This window comes from Streptomyces sp. NPDC127117 (genome assembly GCF_042677325.1).
Lineage (GTDB): Bacteria > Actinomycetota > Actinomycetes > Streptomycetales > Streptomycetaceae > Streptomyces.
Genome location: NZ_JBHXTM010000006.1, coordinates 17,686 through 41,720, shown reverse-complemented (window position 1 = coordinate 41,720; position 24,035 = coordinate 17,686). Strand labels below are relative to the sequence as shown.

20 protein-coding genes and 1 pseudogene are annotated in these 24,035 nt (G+C 72.3%); 12 read left to right on the top strand and 9 right to left on the bottom strand.

The features are described from left to right. Positions 1 to 91 precede the first annotated feature (91 nt). From ACFVH0_RS07625 to ACFVH0_RS07605, 5 genes are all read left to right on the top strand, one after another. Positions 92 to 874 carry a hypothetical protein gene (locus tag ACFVH0_RS07625; protein WP_385818634.1) on the top strand — a complete coding sequence of 261 codons (783 nt, stop codon included), beginning with the start codon at positions 92 to 94 and terminating at the stop codon, positions 872 to 874. 41 nt (positions 875 to 915) lie between these two features. Continuing rightward, entirely contained in the window at positions 916 to 2,223 is a 1,308-nt protein-coding gene (locus ACFVH0_RS07620; RefSeq protein ID WP_385818633.1) for an ATP-binding protein, read from the top strand. Positions 2,224 to 2,345: 122 nt separating this feature from the next. Beyond that, positions 2,346 to 3,725 (top strand): FtsW/RodA/SpoVE family cell cycle protein, encoded by a 1,380-nt coding sequence (locus tag ACFVH0_RS07615; protein ID WP_385818632.1) that lies wholly within the window; start codon positions 2,346 to 2,348, stop codon positions 3,723 to 3,725. Continuing rightward, on the top strand, positions 3,722 to 5,179 hold the full coding sequence (locus tag ACFVH0_RS07610; RefSeq protein ID WP_385818631.1) for a peptidoglycan D,D-transpeptidase FtsI family protein: 1,458 nt from the start codon (positions 3,722 to 3,724) through the stop codon (positions 5,177 to 5,179). The genes ACFVH0_RS07615 and ACFVH0_RS07610 overlap by 4 nt, the downstream gene beginning before the upstream one ends. 4 nt (positions 5,180 to 5,183) lie before the next feature. Next, positions 5,184 to 6,251, top strand: coding sequence for an amidase family protein (locus ACFVH0_RS07605; RefSeq protein WP_385818630.1), 1,068 nt, complete (start codon positions 5,184 to 5,186; stop codon positions 6,249 to 6,251). A gap of 32 nt (positions 6,252 to 6,283) precedes the next feature. Here ACFVH0_RS07605 and ACFVH0_RS07600 read toward each other — a convergent pair whose 3' ends face one another. Then, entirely contained in the window at positions 6,284 to 7,174 is an 891-nt protein-coding gene (locus ACFVH0_RS07600; protein ID WP_385818628.1) for an ADP-ribosylglycohydrolase family protein, read from the bottom strand. Positions 7,175 to 7,240: 66 nt separating this feature from the next. Beyond that, complete coding sequence (locus ACFVH0_RS07595) at positions 7,241 to 8,350, bottom strand: ferritin-like domain-containing protein (protein WP_385818627.1); 1,110 nt, start codon at positions 8,348 to 8,350, stop codon at positions 7,241 to 7,243. Between the two features lie 179 nt (positions 8,351 to 8,529). On the opposite strand from ACFVH0_RS07595, the gene ACFVH0_RS07590 reads away from it, so the two are divergent. The 4 genes from ACFVH0_RS07590 to ACFVH0_RS07575 all read left to right on the top strand — a co-directional run bounded on the left by ACFVH0_RS07590 (position 8,530) and on the right by ACFVH0_RS07575 (position 13,391). Next, complete coding sequence (locus tag ACFVH0_RS07590) at positions 8,530 to 9,465, top strand: diiron oxygenase (protein WP_385818626.1); 936 nt, start codon at positions 8,530 to 8,532, stop codon at positions 9,463 to 9,465. 59 nt (positions 9,466 to 9,524) lie between these two features. Beyond that, the gene (locus ACFVH0_RS07585; RefSeq protein ID WP_385818625.1) at positions 9,525 to 10,277 is read left to right on the top strand and encodes a TetR/AcrR family transcriptional regulator; all 753 of its coding nucleotides are present in this window, start codon (positions 9,525 to 9,527) and stop codon (positions 10,275 to 10,277) included. Between the two features lie 17 nt (positions 10,278 to 10,294). Further along, the gene (locus ACFVH0_RS07580) at positions 10,295 to 10,561 is read left to right on the top strand and encodes a hypothetical protein (protein WP_385818624.1); all 267 of its coding nucleotides are present in this window, start codon (positions 10,295 to 10,297) and stop codon (positions 10,559 to 10,561) included. An 85-nt stretch (positions 10,562 to 10,646) separates the two neighbouring features. After that, a complete protein-coding gene (locus ACFVH0_RS07575; RefSeq protein ID WP_385818623.1) occupies positions 10,647 to 13,391 on the top strand; it encodes a PQQ-binding-like beta-propeller repeat protein in 2,745 nt (914 codons plus the stop codon). A gap of 90 nt (positions 13,392 to 13,481) precedes the next feature. On the opposite strand, the pseudogene ACFVH0_RS07570 reads toward ACFVH0_RS07575, so the two are convergent. Continuing rightward, positions 13,482 to 13,592, bottom strand: a pseudogene (locus ACFVH0_RS07570) (peroxidase); the annotation flags it as partial. Positions 13,593 to 14,222: 630 nt separating this feature from the next. Here ACFVH0_RS07570 and ACFVH0_RS07565 point away from each other — a divergent pair. Next, positions 14,223 to 15,371, top strand: coding sequence for an NlpC/P60 family protein (locus tag ACFVH0_RS07565; protein WP_385818622.1), 1,149 nt, complete (start codon positions 14,223 to 14,225; stop codon positions 15,369 to 15,371). Positions 15,372 to 15,444: 73 nt separating this feature from the next. Here the strand turns inward: ACFVH0_RS07565 and ACFVH0_RS07560 are convergent, their stop codons facing one another. From ACFVH0_RS07560 to ACFVH0_RS07540, 5 genes are read right to left on the bottom strand one after another with little or no spacing between them, the layout of a single operon-like run. Beyond that, positions 15,445 to 16,692 (bottom strand): styrene monooxygenase/indole monooxygenase family protein, encoded by a 1,248-nt coding sequence (locus ACFVH0_RS07560; protein WP_385818621.1) that lies wholly within the window; start codon positions 16,690 to 16,692, stop codon positions 15,445 to 15,447. 30 nt (positions 16,693 to 16,722) lie between these two features. Beyond that, the gene (locus ACFVH0_RS07555) at positions 16,723 to 17,373 is read right to left on the bottom strand and encodes an ATP/GTP-binding protein (protein WP_385818620.1); all 651 of its coding nucleotides are present in this window, start codon (positions 17,371 to 17,373) and stop codon (positions 16,723 to 16,725) included. Then, positions 17,354 to 17,767 (bottom strand): DUF742 domain-containing protein, encoded by a 414-nt coding sequence (locus tag ACFVH0_RS07550; RefSeq protein WP_385818619.1) that lies wholly within the window; start codon positions 17,765 to 17,767, stop codon positions 17,354 to 17,356. The genes ACFVH0_RS07555 and ACFVH0_RS07550 overlap by 20 nt, the downstream gene beginning before the upstream one ends. Continuing rightward, positions 17,764 to 18,243 (bottom strand): roadblock/LC7 domain-containing protein, encoded by a 480-nt coding sequence (locus tag ACFVH0_RS07545; protein WP_259934518.1) that lies wholly within the window; start codon positions 18,241 to 18,243, stop codon positions 17,764 to 17,766. The genes ACFVH0_RS07550 and ACFVH0_RS07545 overlap by 4 nt, the downstream gene beginning before the upstream one ends. Further along, positions 18,240 to 21,149, bottom strand: a complete 2,910-nt coding sequence (locus tag ACFVH0_RS07540; RefSeq protein WP_385818618.1) for a nitrate- and nitrite sensing domain-containing protein — start codon at positions 21,147 to 21,149, stop codon at positions 18,240 to 18,242. Before ACFVH0_RS07540 ends, ACFVH0_RS07545 begins: the two co-directional genes overlap by 4 nt. Before the next feature lie 365 nt (positions 21,150 to 21,514). On the opposite strand from ACFVH0_RS07540, the gene ACFVH0_RS07535 reads away from it, so the two are divergent. Next, a complete protein-coding gene (locus ACFVH0_RS07535) occupies positions 21,515 to 22,300 on the top strand; it encodes a protein phosphatase 2C domain-containing protein (protein ID WP_385818616.1) in 786 nt (261 codons plus the stop codon). Between the two features lie 30 nt (positions 22,301 to 22,330). Here ACFVH0_RS07535 and ACFVH0_RS07530 read toward each other — a convergent pair whose 3' ends face one another. Next, positions 22,331 to 22,813 carry a MarR family winged helix-turn-helix transcriptional regulator gene (locus ACFVH0_RS07530; protein WP_385818614.1) on the bottom strand — a complete coding sequence of 161 codons (483 nt, stop codon included), beginning with the start codon at positions 22,811 to 22,813 and terminating at the stop codon, positions 22,331 to 22,333. Positions 22,814 to 23,056: 243 nt separating this feature from the next. On the opposite strand from ACFVH0_RS07530, the gene ACFVH0_RS07525 reads away from it, so the two are divergent. Next, positions 23,057 to 23,908 carry a lysozyme gene (locus tag ACFVH0_RS07525; protein WP_385818613.1) on the top strand — a complete coding sequence of 284 codons (852 nt, stop codon included), beginning with the start codon at positions 23,057 to 23,059 and terminating at the stop codon, positions 23,906 to 23,908. Positions 23,909 to 24,035 lie beyond the last annotated feature (127 nt).

The window sequence follows — 24,035 nt, the reverse complement described above, 5'->3', positions numbered from 1 at the left end:
GCAGGAATACACCAAATAAGCATATTTAAACGGGCATAACGGACTTTCTTCCGAATAAGGTCATGAGAACTGGGCCTCGGAAGGGAGAGTCATGCGTCCGCGTCACCGGGTGCGGTGCCGCACGGCGGCGGCCCTCGGGGCCGTCGCCGGCCTGGCGCTGCTGACCGGCTGCGCCAACGGGGGCGGGCTGCGGAGCGCCGGCCGGACCCCGACCGCCGTGGGGCCCGCCAGGCTCTGGCCCTGGCTGCCGCCCGCCTCGGCCGCCCCGTACGACTACGGCGAGGGTGAGACCGCGCGCATCCCCGGCATCGAGGTGCCGGACGACGATGTGCACCGGCTGGATCCGGTGGCGGTGGTGCGGGCGGGGCTGGCGGCCCGGCCCAACCGGTCCAGCGGCACGGCCGATCTCCCCGCCGACACCGTGAAGAAGATCAACGCCTGCCGGACCGAACCGGCTTCCTGCCCCGTGCTCCGGCCGTACTTCCGCGATCTGACGGGCGACGGCAGGGACGAGCTGGTGCTCGGCATCCGGCTGGCCGACCACCAGCTCTCCGTACGGGTCTACATGCCCCAGGCGGGCGGGCTGACCCGGATCCTGTCCACCTCGGACGCGGTGATCAGCGTCGAGCTGGCCGGACGGGACCTGATCATGCGGGTGCCTTCGGCGATCACCGGGTACGAGTACCGCACCGCCTGGTCCTGGGACGCCCGGCAGCGGGCGATGCTGCCGGCCCAGGACGAGATCCAGCGGATCCCGCCGTCCCGGGCACCGCAGCCGCGGCCCACGGCCACCGCACCGCCCGCCCGGCCGACCGCCGCGCCCACCACCCCCACCGCGACACCGTCCGCAGGAATCTCCGCGGAGCGCCGGTGAGGCGGCCGGGCAGCGGGCGGGCAGCCGGGCGGCGCCCCCGGATGCCGTCCTGGACCGCGACGCTCACCTGGAAGTCGGCCGTCTTCCTCACCGTGATGTGCTGCGCGCTGGCCGCACTGCTGGGCGCGCTGGTCCACACCGAGGTGACCCGCCAGACCGTCGACCGGGCCCGCGAGAAGGCCCTGTCCCGGCTGACGGACGTCACCGCCGCGTACGAGACCGGCGAGGCGCTGCCGCCGGGTTCCGGGATCGATCCCCCCGGGCTGCCGGCCGGCCTGCGCAGCCTGGCCGCCAAAGGGCGACGCGGCACGCTCGTCGGCGAGCACGACGGGCATCCGGCCATGTGGGCGGCGGGCCCCGCGGACGGCCGTGCGCTGGCCACGCAGGTGGACTACACCCAGAGCGCCCGCACCATCGACAGCCTCGACGGGGCGATCCTCGGCTCCTCCCTGCTGGCCATCGGCGTCACCCTGCTGGTCGGCGCCTTCGCGGTCACCCGGGTCACCCGGCGGCTGCACCAGACGGCCCGGGTGGCCGGCCGGATCAGCGCCGGCGACCTCGACGCCCGGGTCCGCGACCCGCGCACGGCCGACCCCTCGCGCCCGCAGGACGAGGTCGCGATCGTCGCCGGGGCACTGGACACGATGGCGTCCACGCTCCAGCGCAAGCTCCAGACCGAGCAGCGCTTCACCGCCGACGTGGCGCACGAGCTGCGCACCCCGCTGACCGGCCTCTCGGCCGCCGCCGAACTGCTGCCGCCGGGGAGGCCGTCCGAGCTGGTGCGGGACCGGGTCCGGGCGATGCGGGCACTGACGGAGGATCTGCTGGAGATCTCCCGGCTCGACGCCCGTACGGAAGCGGTCGATCTCGATGTGTACGAACTGGTGCCGCTGGTCGAGCGGGTGGTGCGCGCGTCCGGGACCGGCACCGCGGTCCATGTCGAGCCCCCGGAGGGTGCCGCGGACGTACGCGTCGTGACCGACAGGCGGCGACTCGAACGCGTGCTGGGCAATCTGATCGCCAACGCGCACAAGCACGGCCGGCCCCCGGTGGTGCTGACGGTCGACGGGCCGGTGGTGACCGTACGCGATCACGGTCCGGGTTTCCCGGACTATCTGCCGGCCGACGGCCCACAGCGGTTCCGCACCGAGGCCGGTGGCAAGGGGCACGGACTCGGGCTGACCATCGCCGCCGGACAGGCCGCGGTGATCGGCGCCGGCCTGGAGTTCCGCAACGCCCCGGACGGCGGGGCGGTGGCCCGGGTGACGCTGCCCGAGCACACCGGCCCGGACGACGGGGCGCCGGAATCCGGCACCGGAACGAAGCCCGCGCCCCGCCACGGACAGTGACGGGCCGTCGGAACGCACACCGATCGCCGCCGGACACCGGGCGGCCGTCCACCGCCGCACCATCGGACATACCTGCTACGACATAAGGGAAATAGCCACCGGCTCTTGCTACGTTGCCTGGCATGACCGCAACGACGGCGGACGCACCCCCGCCCGATCTACGTCTGCCCAAGCGGCGCGGAGTCGAGCTGCTGCTCCTCATCGGGGCCGTCCTCATCTCCGTCTACGGCTACGCCGCCGTCGGCCTGGCCAAGAACGGCGCGGTCCCGCCCGACGTGGCCGGCTACGGCGCGGGCCTCGGGCTGCTCGCCCTCCTCGCCCATCTCGCGGTCCGCTTCCGCGCCCCGTACGCCGATCCGCTGCTGCTGCCCATCGCCGTACTGCTCAACGGGCTGGGTCTGGTGCTGATCTACCGGCTCGACCTGGAGACGCCGAAGGACCAGGCGGCCCCCACCCAGCTGGTCTGGTCCACGCTCGGGGTGGCGCTGTTCATCACGGTGGTGATCCTGCTGCGCGACCACCGGGTGCTCCAGCGGTACGCCTACCTCTCGGTCGCCACCGCGCTCGTCCTGATGATCGTGCCGATCTTCTTCCCCGCGGTGAACGGCGCCAAGATCTGGATCCGGGTCGGCGGATTCTCCTTCCAGCCGGGCGAGTTCGCCAAGATCCTGCTCGCGGTGTTCTTCGCCGCGTACCTCGCCGCGAACCGCAACGCGCTCGCCTACACCGGCCGCCGGATCTGGAAGCTCCAGCTCCCCACCGGCCGGGTGCTCGGCCCGATCGTGGCGATCTGGCTGCTGAGCGTCGGCGTGCTGGTCCTGGAACGCGATCTGGGCACCTCGCTGCTCTTCTTCGGCCTCTTCGTGATCATGCTGTACGTGGCCACCGGCCGGACCGGGTGGATCGCGGTGGGCCTGCTGCTCGCCGCGGTCGGCGCGTTCGTCGTCGGCTCCTTCGAACCGCATGTGCACAGCCGGGTACAGGACTGGCTCGACCCGTTCGCCTCCATCGACGCCGGCCAGGGCCCCGGCCAGCTGGCCCAGTCCCTTTTCGCGTTCGCCGCGGGCGGGATGCTGGGCGCCGGGCTGGGCCTCGGCCACTCCATCCTCATCGGCTTCGCCGCCAAGTCCGACTTCATCCTGGCGACCGCGGGCGAGGAGCTCGGGCTGACCGGGCTGACCGCGATCTTCCTGCTGTACGCGCTGCTGGTGGCGCGCGGCTACCGGGCCGGGCTCGCCCTGCGCGACCCCTTCGGGCGGTTGCTCGCGATCGGTCTCGCCTCGATCCTGGCGCTCCAGGTGTTCGTGATCGCGGGCGGGGTGATGGGGCTGATCCCGCTGACCGGCATGGCGATGCCGTTCCTCGCCCAGGGCGGTTCGTCCGTCGTCACCAACTGGATCATCGTGGCGCTGCTGATCCGGGTCAGCGATGTGGCCCGAAGACCGCAGCCCGGCCAGGTGGAGACCGGGATCATCGCTCCGATCGCGCGGGACGAGCGGTGATCCGCTACATCCGGCGGGCCGCCGCGCTCTGTCTGGTGCTGCTCGTGGCGCTGCTGCTGAACGCCGCCCGGATCCAGGTCCTCGACGCCGACAGCCTGGACAACAACCCCGCCAACCGCCGCCTCACGATCGCCCGTTACAACCAGCCGCGCGGCAACATCCTGGTCAGCGGCAGGTCCGTGACCGGTTCGAAGGACACCGGCGAACAGCTCAAGTACGAGCGCACATACCGCTACGGCCCGCTGTACGCGCCGGTGACGGGCTACGCCTCCCAGACGTACGGCACGATCCTGATCGAGAACGCCGAGGACTCCGTCCTCTCCGGCACCGATCCGATGCTCGCCCCGTTCCCGCTGTGGAACGAGATCACCCGCAGCCAACAGCCCGGCGGCAACGTCGTGACGACCGTCAGGGACTCGATGCAACGCGCCGCGTACGACGGGCTCGGCGGCCGGCGGGGCGCGGTCGCCGCCGTCGAGCCCTCCACCGGGAAGATCCTGGCGCTGGTCTCGACCCCCTCGTACGATCCCGGGCAGCTCTCGGGCACCGGTTCGTCCGTCACCGACGCCTGGGCGCGGCTGAACGCGTCGAAGAGCCGGCCGATGCTCAACCGGGCGATCCGGCAGACCTATCCGCCGGGCTCCACCTTCAAGATCGTGACCGCGGCGGCGGCGCTCGACGCGGGGGTCGTCTCCGATCCCGACGCGGACACCGACACCCCTTCGCCGTACGTACTGCCGGGCACGTCGACCACGCTGCCCAACGAGGCACGGGGCTGTGAGAAGGCCTCGCTCGCCGAGGCGATCCGGGTCTCCTGCAACACCGTGATGGCGGACCTCGGGGTACAGGTCGGGCTCAAGGGCATGGTGGACGCGGTGCAGAAGTTCGGCTTCAACGACACCGGGCTGCGGATCCCGTCGGGGGTGGCGAAGAGCAACTTCGACACCGAGATGACCGACGACCAGCTGGCGCTGTCGTCGATCGGGCAGTTCGACACGACGGCGACCCCGCTCCAGATGGCGATGGTGGCGTCCGCCGTGGCCAACGGCGGTGACCTCATGGAGCCCCACCTGGTCGACCGTACGACCACCCGCGGCGGCACGACCGTCCACCAGAACGGTTCGCACACCTACCACCGGGCGATGAATCCGCGCACGGCGATGCAGCTGCGGGAGATGATGGTGGACGTCGTGGAGAACGGCACCGGGTCCAACGCCGCGATCGACGGGGTGACGGTCGGCGGCAAGACCGGTACCGCCCAGCACGGCGTCGACAACTCGGGCCGCCCGTACGCCTGGTTCATCTCCTGGGCGCAGGCGCCGGGTTCGGCCCAGCCGGCCGTCGCGGTCGCGGTGGTCGTCGAGGACGCGGCGGCGAACCGGGCGGACATCAGCGGCGGCGGCAGCGCCGCCCCGATCGCCCGTTCCGTCATGGAGGCAGCCCTGCGAGACTGACCGGATGGCTGAAGCGGGCGGGGTGGGCCGGGCACTGGAACGCATCGCGCGGGAGGATCCCCGCCTGTGCGCCTTCATCGAGGTGTGGCACGAGCGGGCGCTCGCCGACGCCGGGCGGGCCCGCGCGCTCCCGCTGGCCGGGATGCCGATCGCGGTCAAGGGCCCCACCGGCATCCGTTCGTACGCGGCCCGCCGGCTGATCGCGGCCGGCGCCGTCCCGGTCGGCGCGACCTCGGTGCCCGGCCCCGGCACGCACTGGCAGACCTGGGGGCTGGGCGCGCACGGCCGTACGGTCAACCCCTGGCGCCCCGACCGCACCCCGGGCGGCTCCTCCGCGGGCTCCGCGGTCGCGGTCGCGGCGGACATCGTGGGGCTGGCGACCGGCAGCGACGGGGCGGGGTCGGTGCGGATACCGGCGGCGTGGTGCGGGGTGTTCGGCCTGAAGACGACGAACGGCCTGCTGCCCTCCCCCGACCGCACCGGGCTGGCCTCCGCCGGGGTGCTGACCCGGTCGGCGGCCGGCGCCGGAACGTATCTGCGCACCGTCCTGGACGCGTACGAGCCGGTGGTGCCCGGCCTCCCGGTCCCGGCGGTCTTCAGCCCCGATCTGGGGTACGCCGAGGTCGACCCGGAGGTCGCGGCGGTCGTCCGGGGTGCGGTGGAGCGGCTGGTGGCGGCCGGAGTGGTGCGGCTGGTGGACCGTACCTGCGAGCTGCTCGACCCGTGCGAGGCGTGGCTGTCGGTCCGGGGCGGGTCGCCCACCCCGCGCGGAGCGGAGATCCGGCTCGCCAACGACACCGTGCTGGACGCCCTGTTCGCCCGTACGCCGCTGCTGCTCACGCCGACCACGCCGAACCGCCCGCACGGCCACGAGGGTCCGGGTGAGCTCTACTCGACGGCGCTGACCTGGGCGTTCAACCTGAGTGGGCATCCTGCCGCCAGTGTGCCCGCCGGATTCACGGCGGACGGCTGCCCGGTCGGGCTCCAGCTGGTCGCGGAGCGCGGGGCCGATGCCGCGCTGCTCGGGGTGGCCGGTGCGGTGGAGGGCGCGCTGACCGGCGTGCGCCCGTGACGACAGACCGGCCGGCCGCCCCGCCCCGCGCCTCAGTTCAGCGGCTCACGGCGCCGCAGCCACTGCTCGGGCACCCCGTCGACCCCGGTGGCCGCGCCCACGACTCCGCCGGTGATGGCGCGGGTCGTGTCGAGGTCACCGAGGCCCTCGGCGGTCGCCCAGAGCGCCGCCTCCAGGTCGTCCGGGTGCCGGGCCGCCGTCCACAGGGCGAACGGGACGGTGTCGTCCGCGCGGATCCGCTGCCCGTTGCCCAGCAGACCGGCCGCCTTCCACGGCTCGGTGGCGAAGGGTACGTCCACGGCGCGGCGCAGTCCGTCGCGCACCGGTCCTTCCGGGGTCCGGTCGGCGACCGCGGCCAGGGTGAACTCGCCGCGGACCGAGAGCGCGGCCGCGACCGCCACCGCGCCCGCGATCCCCTCCGGGTGCGCGTGGGTGACGGCCGCCTGGAGTGCGGCCTGTCCGGCGGCCAGTTCGACGTCCGCGTGGAAGCGGGCGCCGAGCGGTGCGACCCGCATCGCGGCACCGTTGCCGAGGCTGCCGCCCTCGAAGAGCTCGGGAGCCAGGGTGCGCCAGTCGGCGGGTGAGGCGAGCAGTTCGGGCAGCAGGATGTGCATGCCGTGGCCGTAGCCACGGGCCGGGTCCGCCTCGAAGGCGAGGGCGAAGCAGAGCGCGAGACGGTCCTGCTCGACCCGGCCGTGCTCGTCGACGACGCGCAGCAGGGCGCGGGCGAGCGCGGTGTCGTCGGTCCAGTGCCAGACCGGCTCCTCGGGGGTGCGGCGTGCCTTGATCTCGTCGGACGCCCGGCCCGGCTCACGGAAGAGCGGGAACCACCGCTCGCCGAACGCGTCGCCCAGGGACAGTCCTTCGAGGCTCCGGCGGGCGGCTGCGGGGCCTGCGGCAAGGGGCGGGATCGGGGTCGTCATGCCCGCCGTACTCCCCGCGCCGTCCTCGGCGTACAGCGTTTCGCCCCGCGGAGGCGCGGCCTCCCGTCACGCCCCCGGTCCGCCCTGCGCTATCGCCTCCTCGACCTCGGCGACCCGGGCGTGCTCCTCCGCCGCGAAGCGGTCCCGGTCCAGTTGTTCGGCTATCTCCTCGTCCTGGGTCATCAGCAGGTCCAGGTTGGAGTCGCCGAGGTCGAAGACGCCCATGTCGACGTAGGCCTTCTGGAGCCGTTCGCCCCACAGGCCGATGTCCTTGACGCACGGCACTATGCGGCTGAACAGCAGCTTCCGGAAGAGCTGGAGGAACTCCGACTGTTCGGAGAGTTCCTGGGCCTCCTGCTTGGCGATGCCGAAGTTCTCCAGCACCTCGACGCCGCTGAGCCGGTCCCGCATCAGGTAGCAGCCCTCGATGACGAACTCCTCGCGCTCGCGCAGTTCGGCGTCGCTCAGCTGCTTGTAGTAGTCGCGCAGCGCCATCCGCCCGAAGGCGACGTGCCGGGCCTCGTCCTGCATGACGTACGCGAGGATCTGCTTGGGCAGCGGCTTGGTGGTGGTGTCGCGGATCATGCCGAAGGCGGCCAGTGCGAGCCCTTCGATGAGGACCTGCATGCCGAGGTAGGGCATGTCCCAGCGGGAGTCGCGCAGCGTGTCGCCGAGCAGTCCCTGGAGGCTGTCGTTGATCGGGTAGAGCATCCCGACCTTCTCGTGCAGGAACCGGCCGTATATCTCCGCGTGCCGGGCCTCGTCCATGGTCTGGGTCGCGGAGTAGAACTTGGCGTCCAGGTCGGGGACCGACTCCACGATCCTGGCCGCGCAGACCATGGCGCCCTGCTCGCCGTGGAGGAACTGGCTGAACTGCCAGGAGGTGTAGTGCTTGCGCAGCTCGCCCCGGTCCTTCTCGGTCATCTTCGCCCAGTGCGGGGTGCCGTACAGGGGGGCGGCCTCGTCGGGGGTGCCGAGCGGGTCGGTGGGGTCGACCTCCAGGGACCAGTCGATGCGCTTGTTGCCGTCCCACTGCTTGTCCTTGCCCTTCTGGTAGAGGGCGAGCAGGCGTTCGCGGCCGTCGTCGTAGTCCCAGCTGAAGCGGGCGGCGCCGGAGGCGGGTACCTGCCACGAGGGTGCGTCGGGGGCGGTGGTGTAGAGGTCGTGTGTCGACACGGACGGCTCCTTCGCCTGGCATGATTCGGCAATTCCCTTGGCGGTTGCGCCAGTTGGCAGGTTCACACGTTGGTAGACGCCGGGTCAACAAGTCGTGCGCAAGGGATTGACGGCCTTACTGACGAGGAGTCTCATAAGGGGTGACCGTCGGTAACCCCAGGTGTGAGGTGCCTCCAGCCATGACCACAGTGAGCGAACGCGACGTCCAGCTGCTTCGCGACGCACTCGGCCCGCTCCGGGACCGCGAACAGATCGCCGAGCGGCTGCTCGACTCCTCGGCCAAGCACTCCTTCGACCCGGACAGGGAACTCGACTGGGACTCGGCGATCGAGGACGGCAAGTGGTTCTGGCCGCCCGAGCTGGTCTCGCTCTACGACACCCCGCTGTGGCGGAAGATGTCCGAGGAACAGCGGATGGACCTGTCCCGGCACGAGGCGGCGTCGCTGGCCTCGCTGGGCATCTGGTTCGAGATCATCCTCATGCAGCTGCTGGTCCGGCACATCTACGACCGGCCGGTAACCAGCAACCACGTCCGCTACGCGCTCACCGAGATAGCCGACGAGTGCCGGCACTCGATGATGTTCGGCCGCATGATCACCTGGGGCGGGACGCCCGACTACCCGGTGCCGCGCGTCTATCACAACCTCGCGCGGGTCCTGAAGACCATCTCCACCACCCCCGGTTCGTTCGCCGCGACCCTGCTCGGCGAGGAGATCCTCGACTGGATGCAGCGGCTGACCTTCCCGGACGAGCGCGTCCAGACGCTGGTGCGGGGCGTGACCCGTATCCATGTGGTCGAGGAGGCGCGGCACGTCCGGTACGCCCGTGAGGAGCTGCGCCGCCAGATGGTGACCGCGCCGCGCTGGGAGCGCGAGCTGACCCGGCTGAGCTCCGGCGAGGCGGCCCGTGTCTTCTCGGTCTGCTTCGTCAACCCACGGGTGTACGAGAACGTCGGCCTGGACCGCCACGAGGCCGTCGCCCAGGTGAAGGCGAGCGGCCACCGGGCGGAGGTCATGCAGTCGGGCGCGAAGCGGCTGACGGACTTCTTCGACGACATCGGGGTGCTGAACGGGGTGGGGCGCAGGCTGTGGAAGCGCTCGGGTCTGCTGGCCTGAACCGGCCGACGCCGGACGGGCCGCCGCCCCGTGCGCCGCTCGGTCTTAAGCTTCGGCACATGACCTCTGCTGCCGCCACCGCGCCGCCGGCCCGCGCGTACCGAAGGCTGAGCGTCGAGGAGCGCCGCGCCCAGCTCCTCGGTGCGGCCCTCACCCTCTTCGCCCACCGGGCCCCCGACGAGGTCTCGCTCGATGAGGTCGCGACGGTCGCCGGGGTGTCCCGCCCGCTCGTCTACCGCTACTTCCCGGGCGGGCGGCAGCAGTTGTACGAGGCTGCGCTGAGGTCCGCCGCCGAGCAGCTGATCCTTTGCTTCGGCGAGCCGCCGGTGGGCCCGCCCACCGAGCGGGTGACCCGGGTGCTGGACCGCTATCTCGCCTTCGTCGACGAGCACGACACCGGTTTCAGCGCACTGCTGCGCGGCGGCTGTGTCGTCGAGACCTCGCGTACGTCGGCGATCGTCGACGAGGTGCGGCGGGCGGCGGCCGAGCAGATCCTGCTGCACCTGGGCAGGGAGGGGACGGCGCCGGGCCCCAGGCTGCGGATGATGGTGCGCACCTGGATCGCGGCCGTCGAGGCGGCGTCGCTGATCTGGCTCGACGAAGGGAAGCAGCCCGACGCGGCGGAGCTGCGCAACTGGCTGGTCGACCAGTTGATGGTGCTGCTGGCCGCCACGGCTGCGACAGACCCGGAGACCGCTTCGGCGGTGGCGGCGCTGCTGCCGCTGGAGACCGCCGGGGGTCCGGCCGGGCGGCTGGCACAGCGGCTGGTGCCGGTGCTCGGCGACGCGGCCCATCTGCTCCCCGAGAGCTGATCGGTCAGACTGGGACCGTGCGAAGCGAGAACACCGCCTTCACGGGCGGCCCCCTGGACGGGCGGGTACTGCCCGTCCTCGTCGGCCCGACCGGACATCCGCCCAAGTGGTACGAGGTCCCGGTGCCGGCCGCCGACGGCGGTCCCGCCACCGTGTACGCGTACCGCAGGATTCCGGCCGGTCACAGCAAGCGGCTGGGGCTGCCGCGCGGCTGGGTGTACGAGTACGCCCCCGACGGCCGCGAGCGGCACAGCCCCAAGTGGCCCTGGTCGAAGCCGGACTGAGGGTACGGGGCCGGGTGGGACGGCGGGCGCTCGGTCTAAGATCGACGCTCCGGTGCTCAGGCACGGTCAGCGAGGGGGGTGCGCCATGGAGGCGCTGCGTCAGGACGATCCACGCCGCTTCGGCCCGTACACCGTGCTGGCACGGCTGCGCGAAACCGCGAGCGCGGTGCAGTACCTCGCGCACGTCGCGGATTCGCAGGACGCGGTGGTGATCACCGCCGCCCGGCCCGAACTCGCGGCGCTGCCCGCCTTCCGGCGCCGTTTCCAGGCGGAGGCCGACACCGCGGACCGGCTGACCGGCGACTGGACCCGGCCGCAACCGTCCGGCGCGGACGACGCCCCGGACGACGCTGCGGACGAGTCCCCGGACGAGGACCTGCTGTGGACCGCGGGCCCGTACGCGCCCGCGCTGACGCTCGCCGAGGCGATCGGGACCACCGGGCCGCTGCCCGAGCGCGCCGTGCGGATACTGGGCGCGGGCATCGCCGAGACCCTTTCCCGGGTGCACGCCACCGGGGCCGTGCTCCAGGGCCTGGCCCCCCGGACCGTGCTGCTGGCCGGCGACGGGCCGCGGCTCACCGCGTTCGGCCCGCTGGGCGCGGCAGCCGCCGCCGAGGCCCGGCCCGGCGGCCAGTTGTCCGTACGGCTCGGCTATCTGACCCCGGAACAGGTCGCGGGCGAGGAACCCGGACCGGCTTCCGACCTCTTCGTGCTGGGCCTGCTGCTGGCGTACGCGGCGACCGGCACCACCCCGCTCGCCGACGGCCCGGCCGCCGAGGGCGCCGAGCGGATCGCCCGCACCGCTCCCGAACTCGGCGCGGTTCCCGAGGAGTTGCGCGACCTGATCGCCCGCTGCCTGGAGAAGGCCCCGGCCGACCGGCCGAGCGCCGGAACGGTGGCGGCCGAGCTGGCCCTGCCGGGCGCGGCGGGAACGGCGCAGGGCGGCTGGCTGCCCGAGCGGCTGGCCGCCGCGGTGGCGCAGCAGGGGGAACGGGCACGGGAGGCGGTCGCGTCGGGCCGCCCGATCGACGGACCGACGGGCGAACCGACGGGCGAGCGGTCGGGCGAACCGACGGAGGGATCCGCCGAAGGCCCTGCCGATGCCCCGGTCGGTACCCCGGTCGATGCCGCCGCCGGGGGACCGGTCGACGCTCCGCCGCACGAGCCGGTTGATTCTCAGCCCCGCGAGCCGGTCGACACACCGCCGGGCGCACCGGCCGACGCCCCCGCCCCCGGCGCCGGCGCGCCCCCTCTCCCCCTTCCGGACACACAGACCGCCCAGTTCGGGAACCTCGGGCGCCAGGTCCCCAAGACCGACCGCCCGACGACCCAGCTGTCCGTCCCACCCGAGCTGACCGGACGCCCGGCTGCCGCCGCCCCGGCAGCGCACCCTGCCGGACCCGCCACGGCCCTGCCCGGCGGGGTGCCCGCCGTGCCCCCGCCGATGGTTCCGCCGGTCCCTCTGCCGGTGCCCGCGGGGCGCGCCGCCTCCTCCGCGCGACCCGCCTCCCCCGAAGCCAACCGGCGCACTCTGCTCATCGGACTCGCCGCCGGGGCCGCCGGTCTGGTCGTCGGTGGCGGCGGCGCGCTGGCACTGGGCGGTGACGACGGGAGTACGGATGACCCCAAGCCCGCGACGAGCCACAACGGTCCCACCGTCGCCGGACTGCCGCCGCAGCCCCGCTGGGTGTACACGCTCCCGGCGGCGGAAGAGGCACCGCTCACCGCCGCTGTCTGGAACGACCGGCTGCTGGTGCTGACCGGCAAGAGCGGGGCGAGCGCCGTCGACCTGCTCACCGGACGCCGGATGTGGGAGAACGCGGACGCCGCCGAGGGGAGCACCGCCCTCCCCGCCGGCAAGAACCTCTGCTTCGTCGCCGCCCCCTCCGGGTTCCTCTGGCTGTCGCCGAAGGACGGAAAGACCACGCACCGGGTGGAGCACGCGGACCTCTCCGCCGGAACACCGAAGCTCTCCGCACCGGAGATCGTCGGCTCGTCCGGGCCGGTGGTCTGGTTCACCGGCTCCGAGAAGGTCACCGTCAAGGCCCCGCCGCCGAAGAAGGGCAAGAAGCGCGGCAAGGACAAGCAGGTCGTCAGGGCCTATCTCTTCGCGTACGACATCGTGCGCCGCGAGCAGCTGTGGCGGGCCCCGGTACCCGCCGGACGCGCCCCCGGCACCCCCGTCCACCGGCTGATCGCGGTCCGCCAGGACGATCTGGTGATACGTCAGAGCCCGGCCACCCTCGCCCCCGGCGACGTCCGGGCGGCCAAGGGCAAGGCGGTCTTCCGGAGCTTCGACCGCAAGACCGGCAAGGCGCTGTGGAGCAAGCAGTTCGGCACGGTCGCCCCGGACGCGGCGGCCATGGGCGACGACCGGGGCCTGCTGTACGCGGCGGTGGGCGACGACCTCCAGGCGTTCGAGACCCCGGCCGGCAAGCCGAAGTGGACACTGAACGGCACCGGCGGCACCCCGTACGGCACCCCTGTCGTCACCGGCGCCGTGCTGCACACCACCAACCGCAACCAGGAGGTGGGCGCGGTCGAGCGGGAGACCGGACGGCTCCGCTGGCGCCGCTCGACGGAGGCCGCGATCGGCACCGCCGCCCCCGCCGTCACCCTCAGCACGACCGGCCGCACCCTGCTGGCCGCGGACGGCTCCCAGGTCACCGCGTTCGCGGCCGAGGACGGCCGGCGACTGTGGAAGTTCCAGGACATCGGCACCCAGGACCCGAAGGGCCCCACGGTCACGGCCCCGTACCGGGTACTGACGACCGGCCGGACCGCCGTCGTGCAACGCGACCGGATCTTCTACGCGTTCCCGGTCGACTGAGCGAACAGCCCGTCGATCCAGGTCCCCGGGCGGCGGCACGAAGAAGTACCCGCCGCCGATGGTGAGGATGTACGTGGCCATGGCCTCACCCTCCAGGCGCCTCTGCACCGCCTCGAACTCTTCGGCCAGGTCCCGCTGGAAGCAGGAGAAGATCAGCCCGCTGTCGCCGTCGCCCCGGTCGCAGTTGTAGCTGCGGCGCACCGGGGGCGGCGGGTTGCGCAGATCGGGGCGGCGAGCCGCACACGCGAATCGAGCGGTGCGACCTTGCCGTTGAGGTCCGCCGCGAGGCCGGGCTGCTCATCGGCCGGAGTACCGTCGAGCCGACGGCCGTCCCGACCGCCGCCCGATGACGCGCTCCTGCTCACGGACGGAACGTCAATGACCGCCGGAGCGTGGAAAGTCGTACCCCGAACTTTTCGCCGCGCACGCGCACCGCGTCCCCCCAGAACAACCACACGAGTCACAACAGGACCACGAAACCCACACTCCCCATGGAGGCCGGCGCAACTTACACACATTCCGTCATGCGCATGCCCGGGATCATCAAAGAACTCGTACAACCGAACGAATCGAGCCACGGGCCTCGACCTCTCGGACTCTTCGACCGGCACAGGCGACCCCGAAGGCCCCGGCGGCCCCGGCGGCCCCGGCGGCCCCGGCGCGTCCAGCTCGCAAGGACACCCGGCCGGAACAACCCACGGCCTTCCGGGCGAACCCGTCCGCCGCCACACCGCCCGGTTCTTGCATCTCCGGGCGACGAGTGACCGTATTGTCCCGTTGCGCTCACTCGTGGGGCAGTCCCCTGATCGCCCCGTCATCGGAGGTGATGTCGTGTCAGGCGGTGTCCTTCGTACGGTCTGCACCGCGGCTCTGGTCGCAGTCGTCGTGACCTCGCCGGCGGCCGCCGCGCCCGTGGCCCCGGACCCCGCCGCGCCCGCGGGTGCGAATCGGAGTGTCGCTCAGCTCCTGTCCGAGCTGCGGCAGTTGTACCAGCAGGCCGAGGAGGCCACCGAGACGTACAACGGGACCAACGCCGAGCTGAAGAAGCGCGCGGCGCAGGCGAAGAAGCTGGATGCCGCTCTCGTCGCCGCCCGGACCGCGCTGGCCGACAGCCGCGACGAGGCCGGGCGGCTGGCCCGGGAGCAGTACCAGGGGCGGTCCGACTTCTCCGCGTATCTGCGGCTGCTGCTGGCCCGGGATCCCGAACATCTGCTGGACCAGGAGCATGTGATCCGGCGGGCGGCGGCCGGGCGGGCGGCGACGGTGAAGCGGCTCACCGGTGCCGAGAAGCGCGCCGACGAGCTGGCCACCGAGTCCCGCAAGGTGCTCGACCGGCAGCAGGTCCTGGCCGCGAAGCAGAAGAAGCAGCGGGACACGGTCCGGTCGCGGCTGAAGGCCGTCGAATCGATGCTGGCCAGGCTCTCCGGCGCACAGCTCACCGAGCTGTCCCGGCTCGAACAGCGCGACGTGGAGAAGGCACAGGGCGCCCTGGCCGCCTCCGGGGCCCTGTCCTCGACGCGGCCGCCGTCCGCGGCGGGCGGGGAGGCGGTGCGGTACGCGATCGGGCAGGTCGGCAAGCCGTACGTGTGGGGCGCGGAAGGGCCGGACTCGTTCGACTGCTCGGGGCTCACCTCGCAGGCCTGGGCCAGGGCGGGCACGGTCATTCCGCGCACGTCGCAGGAGCAGTGGCGGCAGTTGCGGAAGGTCCCGGTGAACGCGCTGCGCCCCGGTGACCTGGTGATCTACTTCCCGAAGGCCACCCATGTGGCGATGTACATCGGCAACGGCCTGGTGGTGCAGGCGCCCCGGCCCGGCTCGCGGGTGAAGGTCTCGCCGCTGGCGTCGAACCCGCTCCTCGGCGCCGTACGGCCGGACCCGCGGAGCGCGCCGCTGTCCACGTACAAGGCGCCGCGGCTCCCGCAGGGGGCCTCCTCGGGCTCGGACGCGGGATACAGCTCGTCGTCGGCCCCCGGGCAGTAGCCGGCGGTCCGGGGAACACCGGCAGGGCCGGGCCCGGTCGGTCGCCCGACGGAGCCCGGCCCTGGCGCGGTGATCAGGCGGTCGGCGCAGCCCCGGACACCTGGGCGAGGTACGCGTTCGTCTTCTCCGGGTCGAAGAAGAAGTTGTCGAAGTCCGCCGGGTTGTCGAAGCCGTTGGCGAAGCGGTCGGCGACCGGCTGGAGCTGGCCGGCGGCGCCGATCAGGTTCAGTACGTGCTCCGGCGGTACGCCGAGCATCGCGTTGGTCCACTTCACGACGTGCTGCGCGGTGTCCCAGTAGCGGTCGAACGTGGCCTGCATCCACTCCGCGTCGAACTCCCGGTCACCGTGCTCGATGATCGAGTCCAGGTACGCGTCGGCGCACTTGGAGGCCGAGTTGGAGCCCTGGCCGGTGATCGGGTCGTTGGCGACGACGACGTCCGCGACGCCGAGCACCAGGCCGCCGCCGGGCAGCCGGCCGATCGGCTTGCGGACGGTCGGCGCGTAGCGGCCCGCCAGGGTGCCGTTGGCGTCGGTCAGTTCGACCTTGGTGGCGCGGGCGTACTCCCACGGCGTGAACCGTTCCATGAGCTCCAGCGTCTTCGCCAGGTGCTCGGAGGGGTCCTTGATGCCCTGGAACGCGTCGATCGGGCCGCCGGGGACGCCCTCCCAGAACAGGATGTCGGCGCGGCCGGACGTGGTCAGGGTCGGCATCACGAACAGCTCGCCGACGCCGGGGACCAGGTTGCAGCGGACCGCGTCGAAGTCGGGGTGCTCCGGGCGCGGGCCCATGCCGTGGACGTACGCGACGGCCAGGGCGCGCTGCGGGGCGTCGAACGGCGAACGGGAGGCGTCCCGGCCGAACATGGAGACCAGCTCGCCCTTGCCCGCGGAGACCATCACCAGGTCGTAGGTGCGGGAGAAGTAGTCCAGGTCGGAGACGGCCGCGCCGTGGATGACGAGCTGTCCGCCGCGCTGGGCGAAGGTCTCCATCCAGCCGGCCATCTTCACGCGCTGGTCGACGGACTGGGCGAAACCGTTCAGCTTGCCGACCCAGTCGACGGCGCGCGAGGAGTCCGGGGCCGCGACCGAGACGCCGAGGCCCTCGATGCGCGGGGCCTGGGACTCCCAGAAGTTGAGCTGGTAGTCCCGCTCGTGCTGGAGCGCGGTGTGGAACATGCACTGCGTCGACATGACCCGGCCGGAGCGGATCTCGTCGGCGGTGCGGTTGGACATCAGGGTGACTTCGTACCCTCTGGACTGCAGTCCGAGAGCGAGCTGGAGCCCGGACTGACCGGCTCCGACTATGAGTATCTTCCGCATCGCGGTTCTCCGTTACGTGTTGCGTTCGAGCTATGCCGGGGTGGCGTCGAGGGCGTGACCGACCAGGGCCAGCAGCGACTCGACGACAGTGATCCTGTTACGCGCGTCCATGATCACAACAGGCACGTTCGGCGGGACGGTCAGGGCCTCCCGGACGTCCTCGGCCTCGAACCCGGGCGTTCCCTCGAAGTGGTTGACGGCCACGATGTACGGCAGCCCGCAGCTCTCGAAGTAGTCGAGGGCGGGGAAGCAGTCGGCGAGCCGGCGGGTGTCGGCCATCACCACGGCGCCGATCGCGCCGCGCACCAGGTCGTCCCACATGAACCAGAAGCGCTGCTGGCCCGGTGTGCCGAACACGTACAGCACCAGGTCGTCGTCGAGCGTGAGCCGGCCGAAGTCCATGGCGACCGTCGTGGTGACCTTGTCGGGCGTCGCGGAGAGGTCGTCGGTCTCCTCGCTGGCCTCGGTCATCATCGCTTCGGTCTTCAGCGGGGTGATCTCGGAGACCGACCCGACGAAGGTCGTCTTGCCCACGCCGAACCCGCCGGCGACCACGATCTTCGTGGCGATCGGTGCCCTGGTGTGGTCGAGCTGCCAGGCCTGGAGCGATTCCTCGGCCTGGTCCCTGGCGCCCGGCTGACGCGGGGCGAAGAGCGGCGACTCAGAGACGGCGGAGTCCATTGAGCACCCTTTCGAGCAGTGCGCGGTCGGGCTGGCCGGTGCCGTGACCGGTCCCGTACACGCGGATCTTTCCTTGGTCGGCCAGGTCGCTGAGCAGCACCCGGACCACGCCGAGCGGCATCTTCAACAGGGCCGAGATCTCCGCGACGGTACGCATCCGGCGGCAGATTTCGACGATGGCCTGGAGCTCCGGCATGATGCGGCCGGACAGGTTGCCGTTGGTCAGCTCGCGGCGCTCCTCGGGCGCTTCGAGCGCGGCGACGAACGTCTCGACGAGCAGGACGTGGCCGAAGCGGGTGCGTCCGCCGGTGAGCGAGTACGGGCGGACCCGTGCGGGCCTTCGGTCGGCCCCGCGGACGGGCAGCCTGCGGGCGGTTTCAGCAGCGGGCTTCACTGGGTGCTCTCCATCGATTTGCGCAGTTCACTGCGGAGTTCGGGGGTGAGTACGTGTCCGGCCCGGCCGACGAAGAGCGCCATGTGGTAGGCGATGACGCTCATGTCGCAGTCCGGGGTGGCGTGCACGCCGAGGAGCGAGCCGTCGCTGATCGACATGACGAAGACGCTGCCTTCGTCCATGGCGACCATCGTCTGCTTGACGCCGCCGCCGTCCATCAGCTTGGCGGCTCCGATGGTGAGGCTGCCGATGCCGGAGACGATGGTGGCCAGGTCGGCGCTGGAGCCCCTGGGGCCGCCCTGGCCGCCGCCGGCCGGGGCGATCAGATGGCCGGGGTCGGAGGAGAGCAGCATCAGTCCGTCGGACGAGACGACGGTGACCGAGTGGACCCCTGGCACCTCCTCCACGAGATTGCTCAGCAACCAGTGAAGGTTACGGGCCTCGGTACTCAGCCCGAATGTGCTGGGCGCAGTCAACTGCGTGCCTCCTCGACTGTGTCCCCCGTCTCGTCGGTCCGATCGGTCCGGCCGCCATCGAGGCCGGCCGCCCCACTGTGTTCGGTCTGTACGGCGGTTCCCGGGAGCGGCCGGGTGGCCGTGATCTCGGCGATCTCCGCCTCGACGTCCCGGCGGCCGTCCTTCGCTCCCTGGTGGAAGCCGCCGAGCCGACGGCGCAGCGCCTCCTTGTCCAGGCTGCCCTTGCGCTCGGCGGTGGGTGCCGTGGCGGGCTTGACGACCTTGGGGGTGCGCTTGGGCAGCCCCTTGTCGGTGACGCGTTCGGCGGGCTGCTGGGGCTGGGTCTGCTGCTCCGGCTGCCGGGGGCCGGGCAGGGCGTCGGCCACGGGCGTGGCGGCCGGCGCTGCGGGGTGCGGCTCCGGAACCTCGTCCGCGGCACGCTCATGGCGGTCGGGGCCGATGGCGTACGGGTCGGGCGCCTTGATCCCGGGGGCGTCCGCGAACTCCGGCACCACGGGGAGCCGGACCTGCATCGTGGCCTCGGACTCCGTCTCGGCCGGGGCCTGTGTCCGGGCCGGGGCGGGCTCGGGAGCGGCGGGCGGGGCGGGAGCGGCGGCCGGCTCAGGAGCGGCGGGCCGGGCGGCGGGGGCCGGCTCGGCCTCCGCCTCGCGGATCGTCTGCTCGGCGGCGGCGATCAGCGGGTCGCCGGGCTGCGCGAGGGTGCGGGTCGGCAGGGCGTTGGAGTTGGCCTCGGCGACCGACCCCGGCAGGTTGAGCGCGGGGGCGTCCCCGGGGATCTTCACCGGCGGCGGGGTGGCGGCCGGCGGCGCCTTCGGCAGCAGGGCCTGGGGCAGCACGACGACCGCCGTGACCCCGCTGCCCTTGTGCTCGCGCAGCTGGACCCGGACGCCGTGGCGCGCGGCCAGCAGGGAGGTGACCTGGAGGCCGAGTCCGGCCCCGTCCGCACTCTGCTCGCCCGCCTCGAAGAGCGTCGGGTCGGCGAGCCGGGTGTTGAGCTCGCCCATCCGTACGGTCGACATCCCGATGCCCTCGTCCTGGACGGAGAGCATCACCTCGCCGCTCTCCAGCAGCCAGCCGGAGAGCTGGACGTGGGAGTCGGGCGGCGAGAAGGAGGTGGCGTTCTCCAGGAGTTCGGCGACCAGGTGGCTCAGGTCGTCGGCGGCGAAGCCGGCGATCTGGGCGTGCGGCGGCAGGGACTGGATGGTGACCCGCTCGTACCGCTCGATCTCCGAGACGGCCGCGCGCAACACGTCGACCAGCGGGATCGGTCCCGCGTGCCCGTGGCCGTGCTCGGCGCCCGCGAGGACCAGCATGTTCTCGCTGTGCCTGCGCATGACGGTGGCCATGTGGTCGAGCTTGAAGAGGGTGGCGAGCCGCTCCGGGTCGTGCTCCCGCTCCTCCAGGCTCTCGATGACCCCCAGCTGGCGCTCGACGAGGCCGAGGGTGCGCAGCGAGAGGTTGACGAAGGTGTGGTGGACCGTGTTCTTCAGCCGCTCCAGCTGGGCGGTGAGGTCGGAGGCCAGGACCTGGAGCTCGGCGCGCTGGACGGTGAGGGTCTCGCGGCCGGCGATCAGCTCGCCGCGCTCGGCCTGGAGGGTCTCGAAGCGGCCGTTGAACTCGGTCAGGAGCCCCTGAAGCCTGCCGTGCAGGCTGTTGAGGGACCGTACGACCTGGGCGAACTCGTCGTTGCGGCCGGTGTAGCGGACCGGTTCGGCGGTGTCGGGCTCGGTGGCGAGGCGGGCGGCGCCGATTCGCAGCACGGCGAGCGGCTGGGTGAGGGTGCGGGCCACGGCGGTGGAGACGCCGACGGCGATCAGCAGGCAGCCGCCGAGCAGGGCGATGCGCAGTTCGAGCGCGGTGACGTCGTCGTCGCGCAACTGCTCCAGGCGCTGGATCTGTTCGGTGCCGAGGGCCGACTCGACGCTGCGCATCCGGTCGATCCGTGCGGAGAGCGCCGCCTCGGCCTTCTTGCGGTCGGTCCCCTGGTCGGAGTCGGACAGCTCGGGGCGGTCGGTGAGGGAGTTGAGGTACTTCTCCGCGCTGTTGACCTCGGGCCCGGTGACGGTGGACGACAGCTTGTCGCGGGCGGTGGAGCCGGCGGCCTGGTCGAAGTCGGCGAGCGAGCCGAGTTCGCGGACCCGGGCCTGCTGGGCGGCGGCGCTCAGTTCGTCGCGGTCGCGGTCGTCCTTGCTGTCCCCGCTCTGGGTCTGCACCGGCAGTCCGGTCACCGGGTCGAGCTGCGGGACCGCGACCGTACGGGGGACCGAGAGCGCGGCGATCAGCAGCCCGCGGGTGGCGGAGGCCTGCTCGGTGGCCTGCCCGAGGGCGAGCGGGGCGCGGGTGGCCTCGGCGGCGCGCGGCGGGGTCTTCTCGGCGAGTTCGTCGGCGAGCTCGTGGAGCTTGGCGATGACCTCGGAGTAGGCCTGGTGGGCCTCCAGCGCCGTGCCCTTGCCGCTGAGCGCGTCGCGGCGCAGGGACGGGACGGTGGAGAGGTCACGGCGCAGTGCGGCCGGGGCGGTGGCGCGGATCTCGTCGACCTGCTGGTCCACCCGGGCGCTCCGGCCCCGGGAGTCGTCCTTGCCGTCGGACGCCTCGTCACGTCCGGCCGCGATCCGGGCGGTGACCTCGTCGCGCTCGTCCGCGAGGGCGTGGGCGAGGGCGATGGCCTGCTGGTTCAGCTCCGCGAGGGTGACCAGCCGCTGCGATTCGTTCAGTTCGGAGGAGGCGGCGAGGATCGCGGGCGTGCCCGCGGCGATGACGGTGATGCCGACCACCGCGACACCGGCGACCAGCCGGCTCCGTACGCGCGCGGTGCGCCGGGTGCTCTCGCTCCCGGCAGGTGCCGGCGGCGTCACCCCGGAACCGCTCTGCTTGCCGCCCTTGCTCCGAGGCCGCTTCTTCTGCACCGGTGCTCGCAATCTTGACTCGTCCGCCCTTGAAGCAGAGGTGACGCACGGTCACATGTAACGAGCGCCCCGACCCCTGGTACGGCTTCTGACCATTCCAGTGCTTTTGAGAGGGGGGCGTGCATCAACCACTCCGCCACCTGAACGAGTGAACATCACTCCAGAGTTGGCGAACAAGTTTGCCCCGGGGGGCCTTCGGCCACACCTGGTCCGTCGGCTGGAACTTCCGCGCAGGCTTTGGCAGGATGCCCGCCCGCACGCTCCATGGAGCCATTCCTTCCGCTCCGCCCACTCGTCTGACCTGCTGGTGCAGGCCAATTTCGGCCGGGTGCAGGGCTCGTGAAGGCACCGTGCAGACTGGTCGCATGCGCATCGAACTGGCCACTGTCGCCGGCAGCCCGGAACGCCCGAACGAGGACTGGGCGGCCACCGCACTTCCCGCGTCCGGCCAGGGTGGGGCGCTGGTCGTGCTCGACGGGGTGACGCCGCCCCGGGGCGACGACGGTTGTGTGCACTCGGTCCCCTGGTTCACCGCCCGGCTGGGCGGCGCACTGGTCGAACTGTCCGGTTCGCGGCGGGATCTGACCCTTCAGGAGATCCTGGAAGTTTCCATTCGGCGCACCGCCGACACGCACCGTTCCCTGTGTGACCTTTCTCACGCGCGTACGCCTCAGGCGACGGTCGTCATGGCGCGCTGGGACGACACCCGGGTCGAGCACCTGGTGCTCTCCGATTCCGTACTGCTGTTCGAGGCGCATGACGGAAGCGTGCGCCCCCTGCTCGACGACCGGCTCGACCGCCTGCCGCCCGGCTCGCTGAGCACCGAGGCGATCGCCGACTCCGGGTTCAGGAACAAGGAGGGCGGCTTCTTCACCGCCGCCGCCGACCCCTCCGTGGCGGCCCGCGCGGTCGCCGGGCAGACCCCGCGCGACCAGGTGCGGGCGATCGCCGCACTGACCGACGGGGCGTCCCGCTGGACCGAGATGTTCCACGAGGGCGGCTGGGCGGACTGCCTCGGGGTGCTCCACCAGCACGGGCCGCAGGGGCTGATCGACCGGGTCAGGGCCCTGGAGGACGCGGACACGGAGCGCGTCCGGCTGCGCCGCAGCAAGACCCATGACGACGCGACGGCGGTCTACGCGGTGCTGTGACGGCCCACCGGGCGGCCGGCCCGGCGGGCGTCAGTCCTCGGCGCGGGCGTTCAAGTGGTGCAGCAGCCGGGCCAGTTCGGCCACCTCCGCCCGGTCCCAGTCGTCGAGCTTGCGGACGTAGCGCTCCCGGCGGGCGTCGCGCACACTGCGGTAGCGGACCAGCCCCTCGGCGGTGAGGCGGACGAGGAAGGCCCGCCCGTCCGCCGGATCGGGTTCACGAGCCACCAGTCCGAGGTCTTCCAGGGCGCGCAGTTGACGGCTCATGGTCGCCTTGCCCACCCCGAAGTAGGCCGCGAGATCGGTGGCCCGCTGCTGCCCGGCCGACTCCAGCCGGACGAGCAATCCGTACGCGGCGGACTCCAGTTCCGGATGGACCTCGCGCGCCATCTCCCCGGAGTTGGACCGTGCCCGGCGCAGAAAGACGGCCAACTCCCGCTCCAGGGCAAGGAATGCGTGGTCCACACCACTTCCGCCGGTCGCGCCCGGTTCACTACCGCTTTCGCTCCCGTGCACGTCAACACCCCTCGTGAGCTTTCCTGTCGCTGAAAATTTCTTTCGCCGCTGGTCATCGCCGCAGCTCCGCCAGTATTTCGCAGGCGTAGACCAACGGCAGCGACCAGGCCCCCTTCCGCAGCACGGGTCTACGTGCGTAGCGTCAGTCCTGGCATGTTCACACCATTACATGCCGGACAGGGGTTCGCTCCGCGTCCCCCTGGGATCAGCACGTCCCCCCACCACGTCCTCGGAGGCACTCCCATGCCGGTGCTCAGATCCACGTCCAAGACGTCCCGCCGCTCGCGCTTCGCGGCGGCCGGGACGCTGCTCGCAGCCCTTTCGCTCCTCCTCACCCTGCCCGGCGCGGCCTCCGCCGCCGGCACCCATGACGCGGCCGCCGAGAAGCCCGCCCGCGGCACGGCCACGATGGGCATGGGCGTCGTCGCCCACGACGGCCAGGGCGGACTGCCGCGGGACACCCGCGCCGTCCAGACCGAAGGCGTCGACGTCTCCGGCCACCAGGGCAACGTCGCCTGGTCGACGCTCTGGAACAGCGGAGTGAAGTGGGCCTACACCAAGGCCACCGAGGGCACGTACTACAAGAACGAATACTTCGCCCAGCAGTACAACGGCTCCTACAACGTGGGCATGATCCGGGGCGCGTACCACTTCGCCACCCCCAACACCACGAGCGGCGCCACCCAGGCCAACTACTTCGTGAACAACGGGGGCGGCTGGTCGCGGGACGGCAAGACCCTGCCCGGCGTGCTCGACATCGAGTGGAACCCGTACGGCGACCAGTGCTTCGGCCTCAGCCAGGCCGGCATGGTCTCGTGGATCCGCGACTTCGTGAACACGTACAAGGCGCGCACCGGACGCGACGCGGTCATCTACACCGCGACCAGCTGGTGGAAGACCTGCACCGGCAACAACGCGAGCTTCGGCGCGACCAACCCGCTGTGGGTGGCCCGCTACGCCGCCACGGTCGGTGAGCTCCCGGCAGGCTGGGGCTTCTACACGATATGGCAGTACACCTCGTCCGGCCCCACCGTCGGCGACCACGACCGCTTCAACGGCGCCCTCGACCGCGTGCAGGCTCTCGCCAACGGCTGAGTCCGCCCGCCGCGTCCTCGCGGCCCGCTCGCTCCACACCGCAGAGCCCCGGTGATCCGCCGGGGCTCTCACCTTTGCCCCCGTCCCGACCGGCATTTCCCACCCTCCGGGCCGGGAGCGGACCCCA

Excerpts from the sequence above, each read along its gene's own strand:
- ACFVH0_RS07625 (WP_385818634.1), top strand. The coding sequence starts at position 92 with ATGCGTCCGCGTCACCGGGTGCGGTGCCGCACGGCGGCGGCCCTCGGG.
- ACFVH0_RS07525 (WP_385818613.1), top strand. The coding sequence starts at position 23,057 with ATGCCGGTGCTCAGATCCACGTCCAAGACGTCCCGCCGCTCGCGCTTC.
- ACFVH0_RS07600 (WP_385818628.1), bottom strand. The coding sequence starts at position 7,174 with ATGACGACCCCGATCCCGCCCCTTGCCGCAGGCCCCGCAGCCGCCCGC.
- ACFVH0_RS07585 (WP_385818625.1), top strand. The coding sequence starts at position 9,525 with ATGACCTCTGCTGCCGCCACCGCGCCGCCGGCCCGCGCGTACCGAAGG.
- ACFVH0_RS07620 (WP_385818633.1), top strand. The coding sequence starts at position 916 with ATGCCGTCCTGGACCGCGACGCTCACCTGGAAGTCGGCCGTCTTCCTC.
- ACFVH0_RS07535 (WP_385818616.1), top strand. The coding sequence starts at position 21,515 with ATGCGCATCGAACTGGCCACTGTCGCCGGCAGCCCGGAACGCCCGAAC.
- ACFVH0_RS07555 (WP_385818620.1), bottom strand. The coding sequence starts at position 17,373 with ATGGACTCCGCCGTCTCTGAGTCGCCGCTCTTCGCCCCGCGTCAGCCG.
- ACFVH0_RS07605 (WP_385818630.1), top strand. The coding sequence starts at position 5,184 with ATGGCTGAAGCGGGCGGGGTGGGCCGGGCACTGGAACGCATCGCGCGG.
- ACFVH0_RS07615 (WP_385818632.1), top strand. The coding sequence starts at position 2,346 with ATGACCGCAACGACGGCGGACGCACCCCCGCCCGATCTACGTCTGCCC.
- ACFVH0_RS07560 (WP_385818621.1), bottom strand. The coding sequence starts at position 16,692 with ATGCGGAAGATACTCATAGTCGGAGCCGGTCAGTCCGGGCTCCAGCTC.
- ACFVH0_RS07590 (WP_385818626.1), top strand. The coding sequence starts at position 8,530 with ATGACCACAGTGAGCGAACGCGACGTCCAGCTGCTTCGCGACGCACTC.
- ACFVH0_RS07575 (WP_385818623.1), top strand. The coding sequence starts at position 10,647 with ATGGAGGCGCTGCGTCAGGACGATCCACGCCGCTTCGGCCCGTACACC.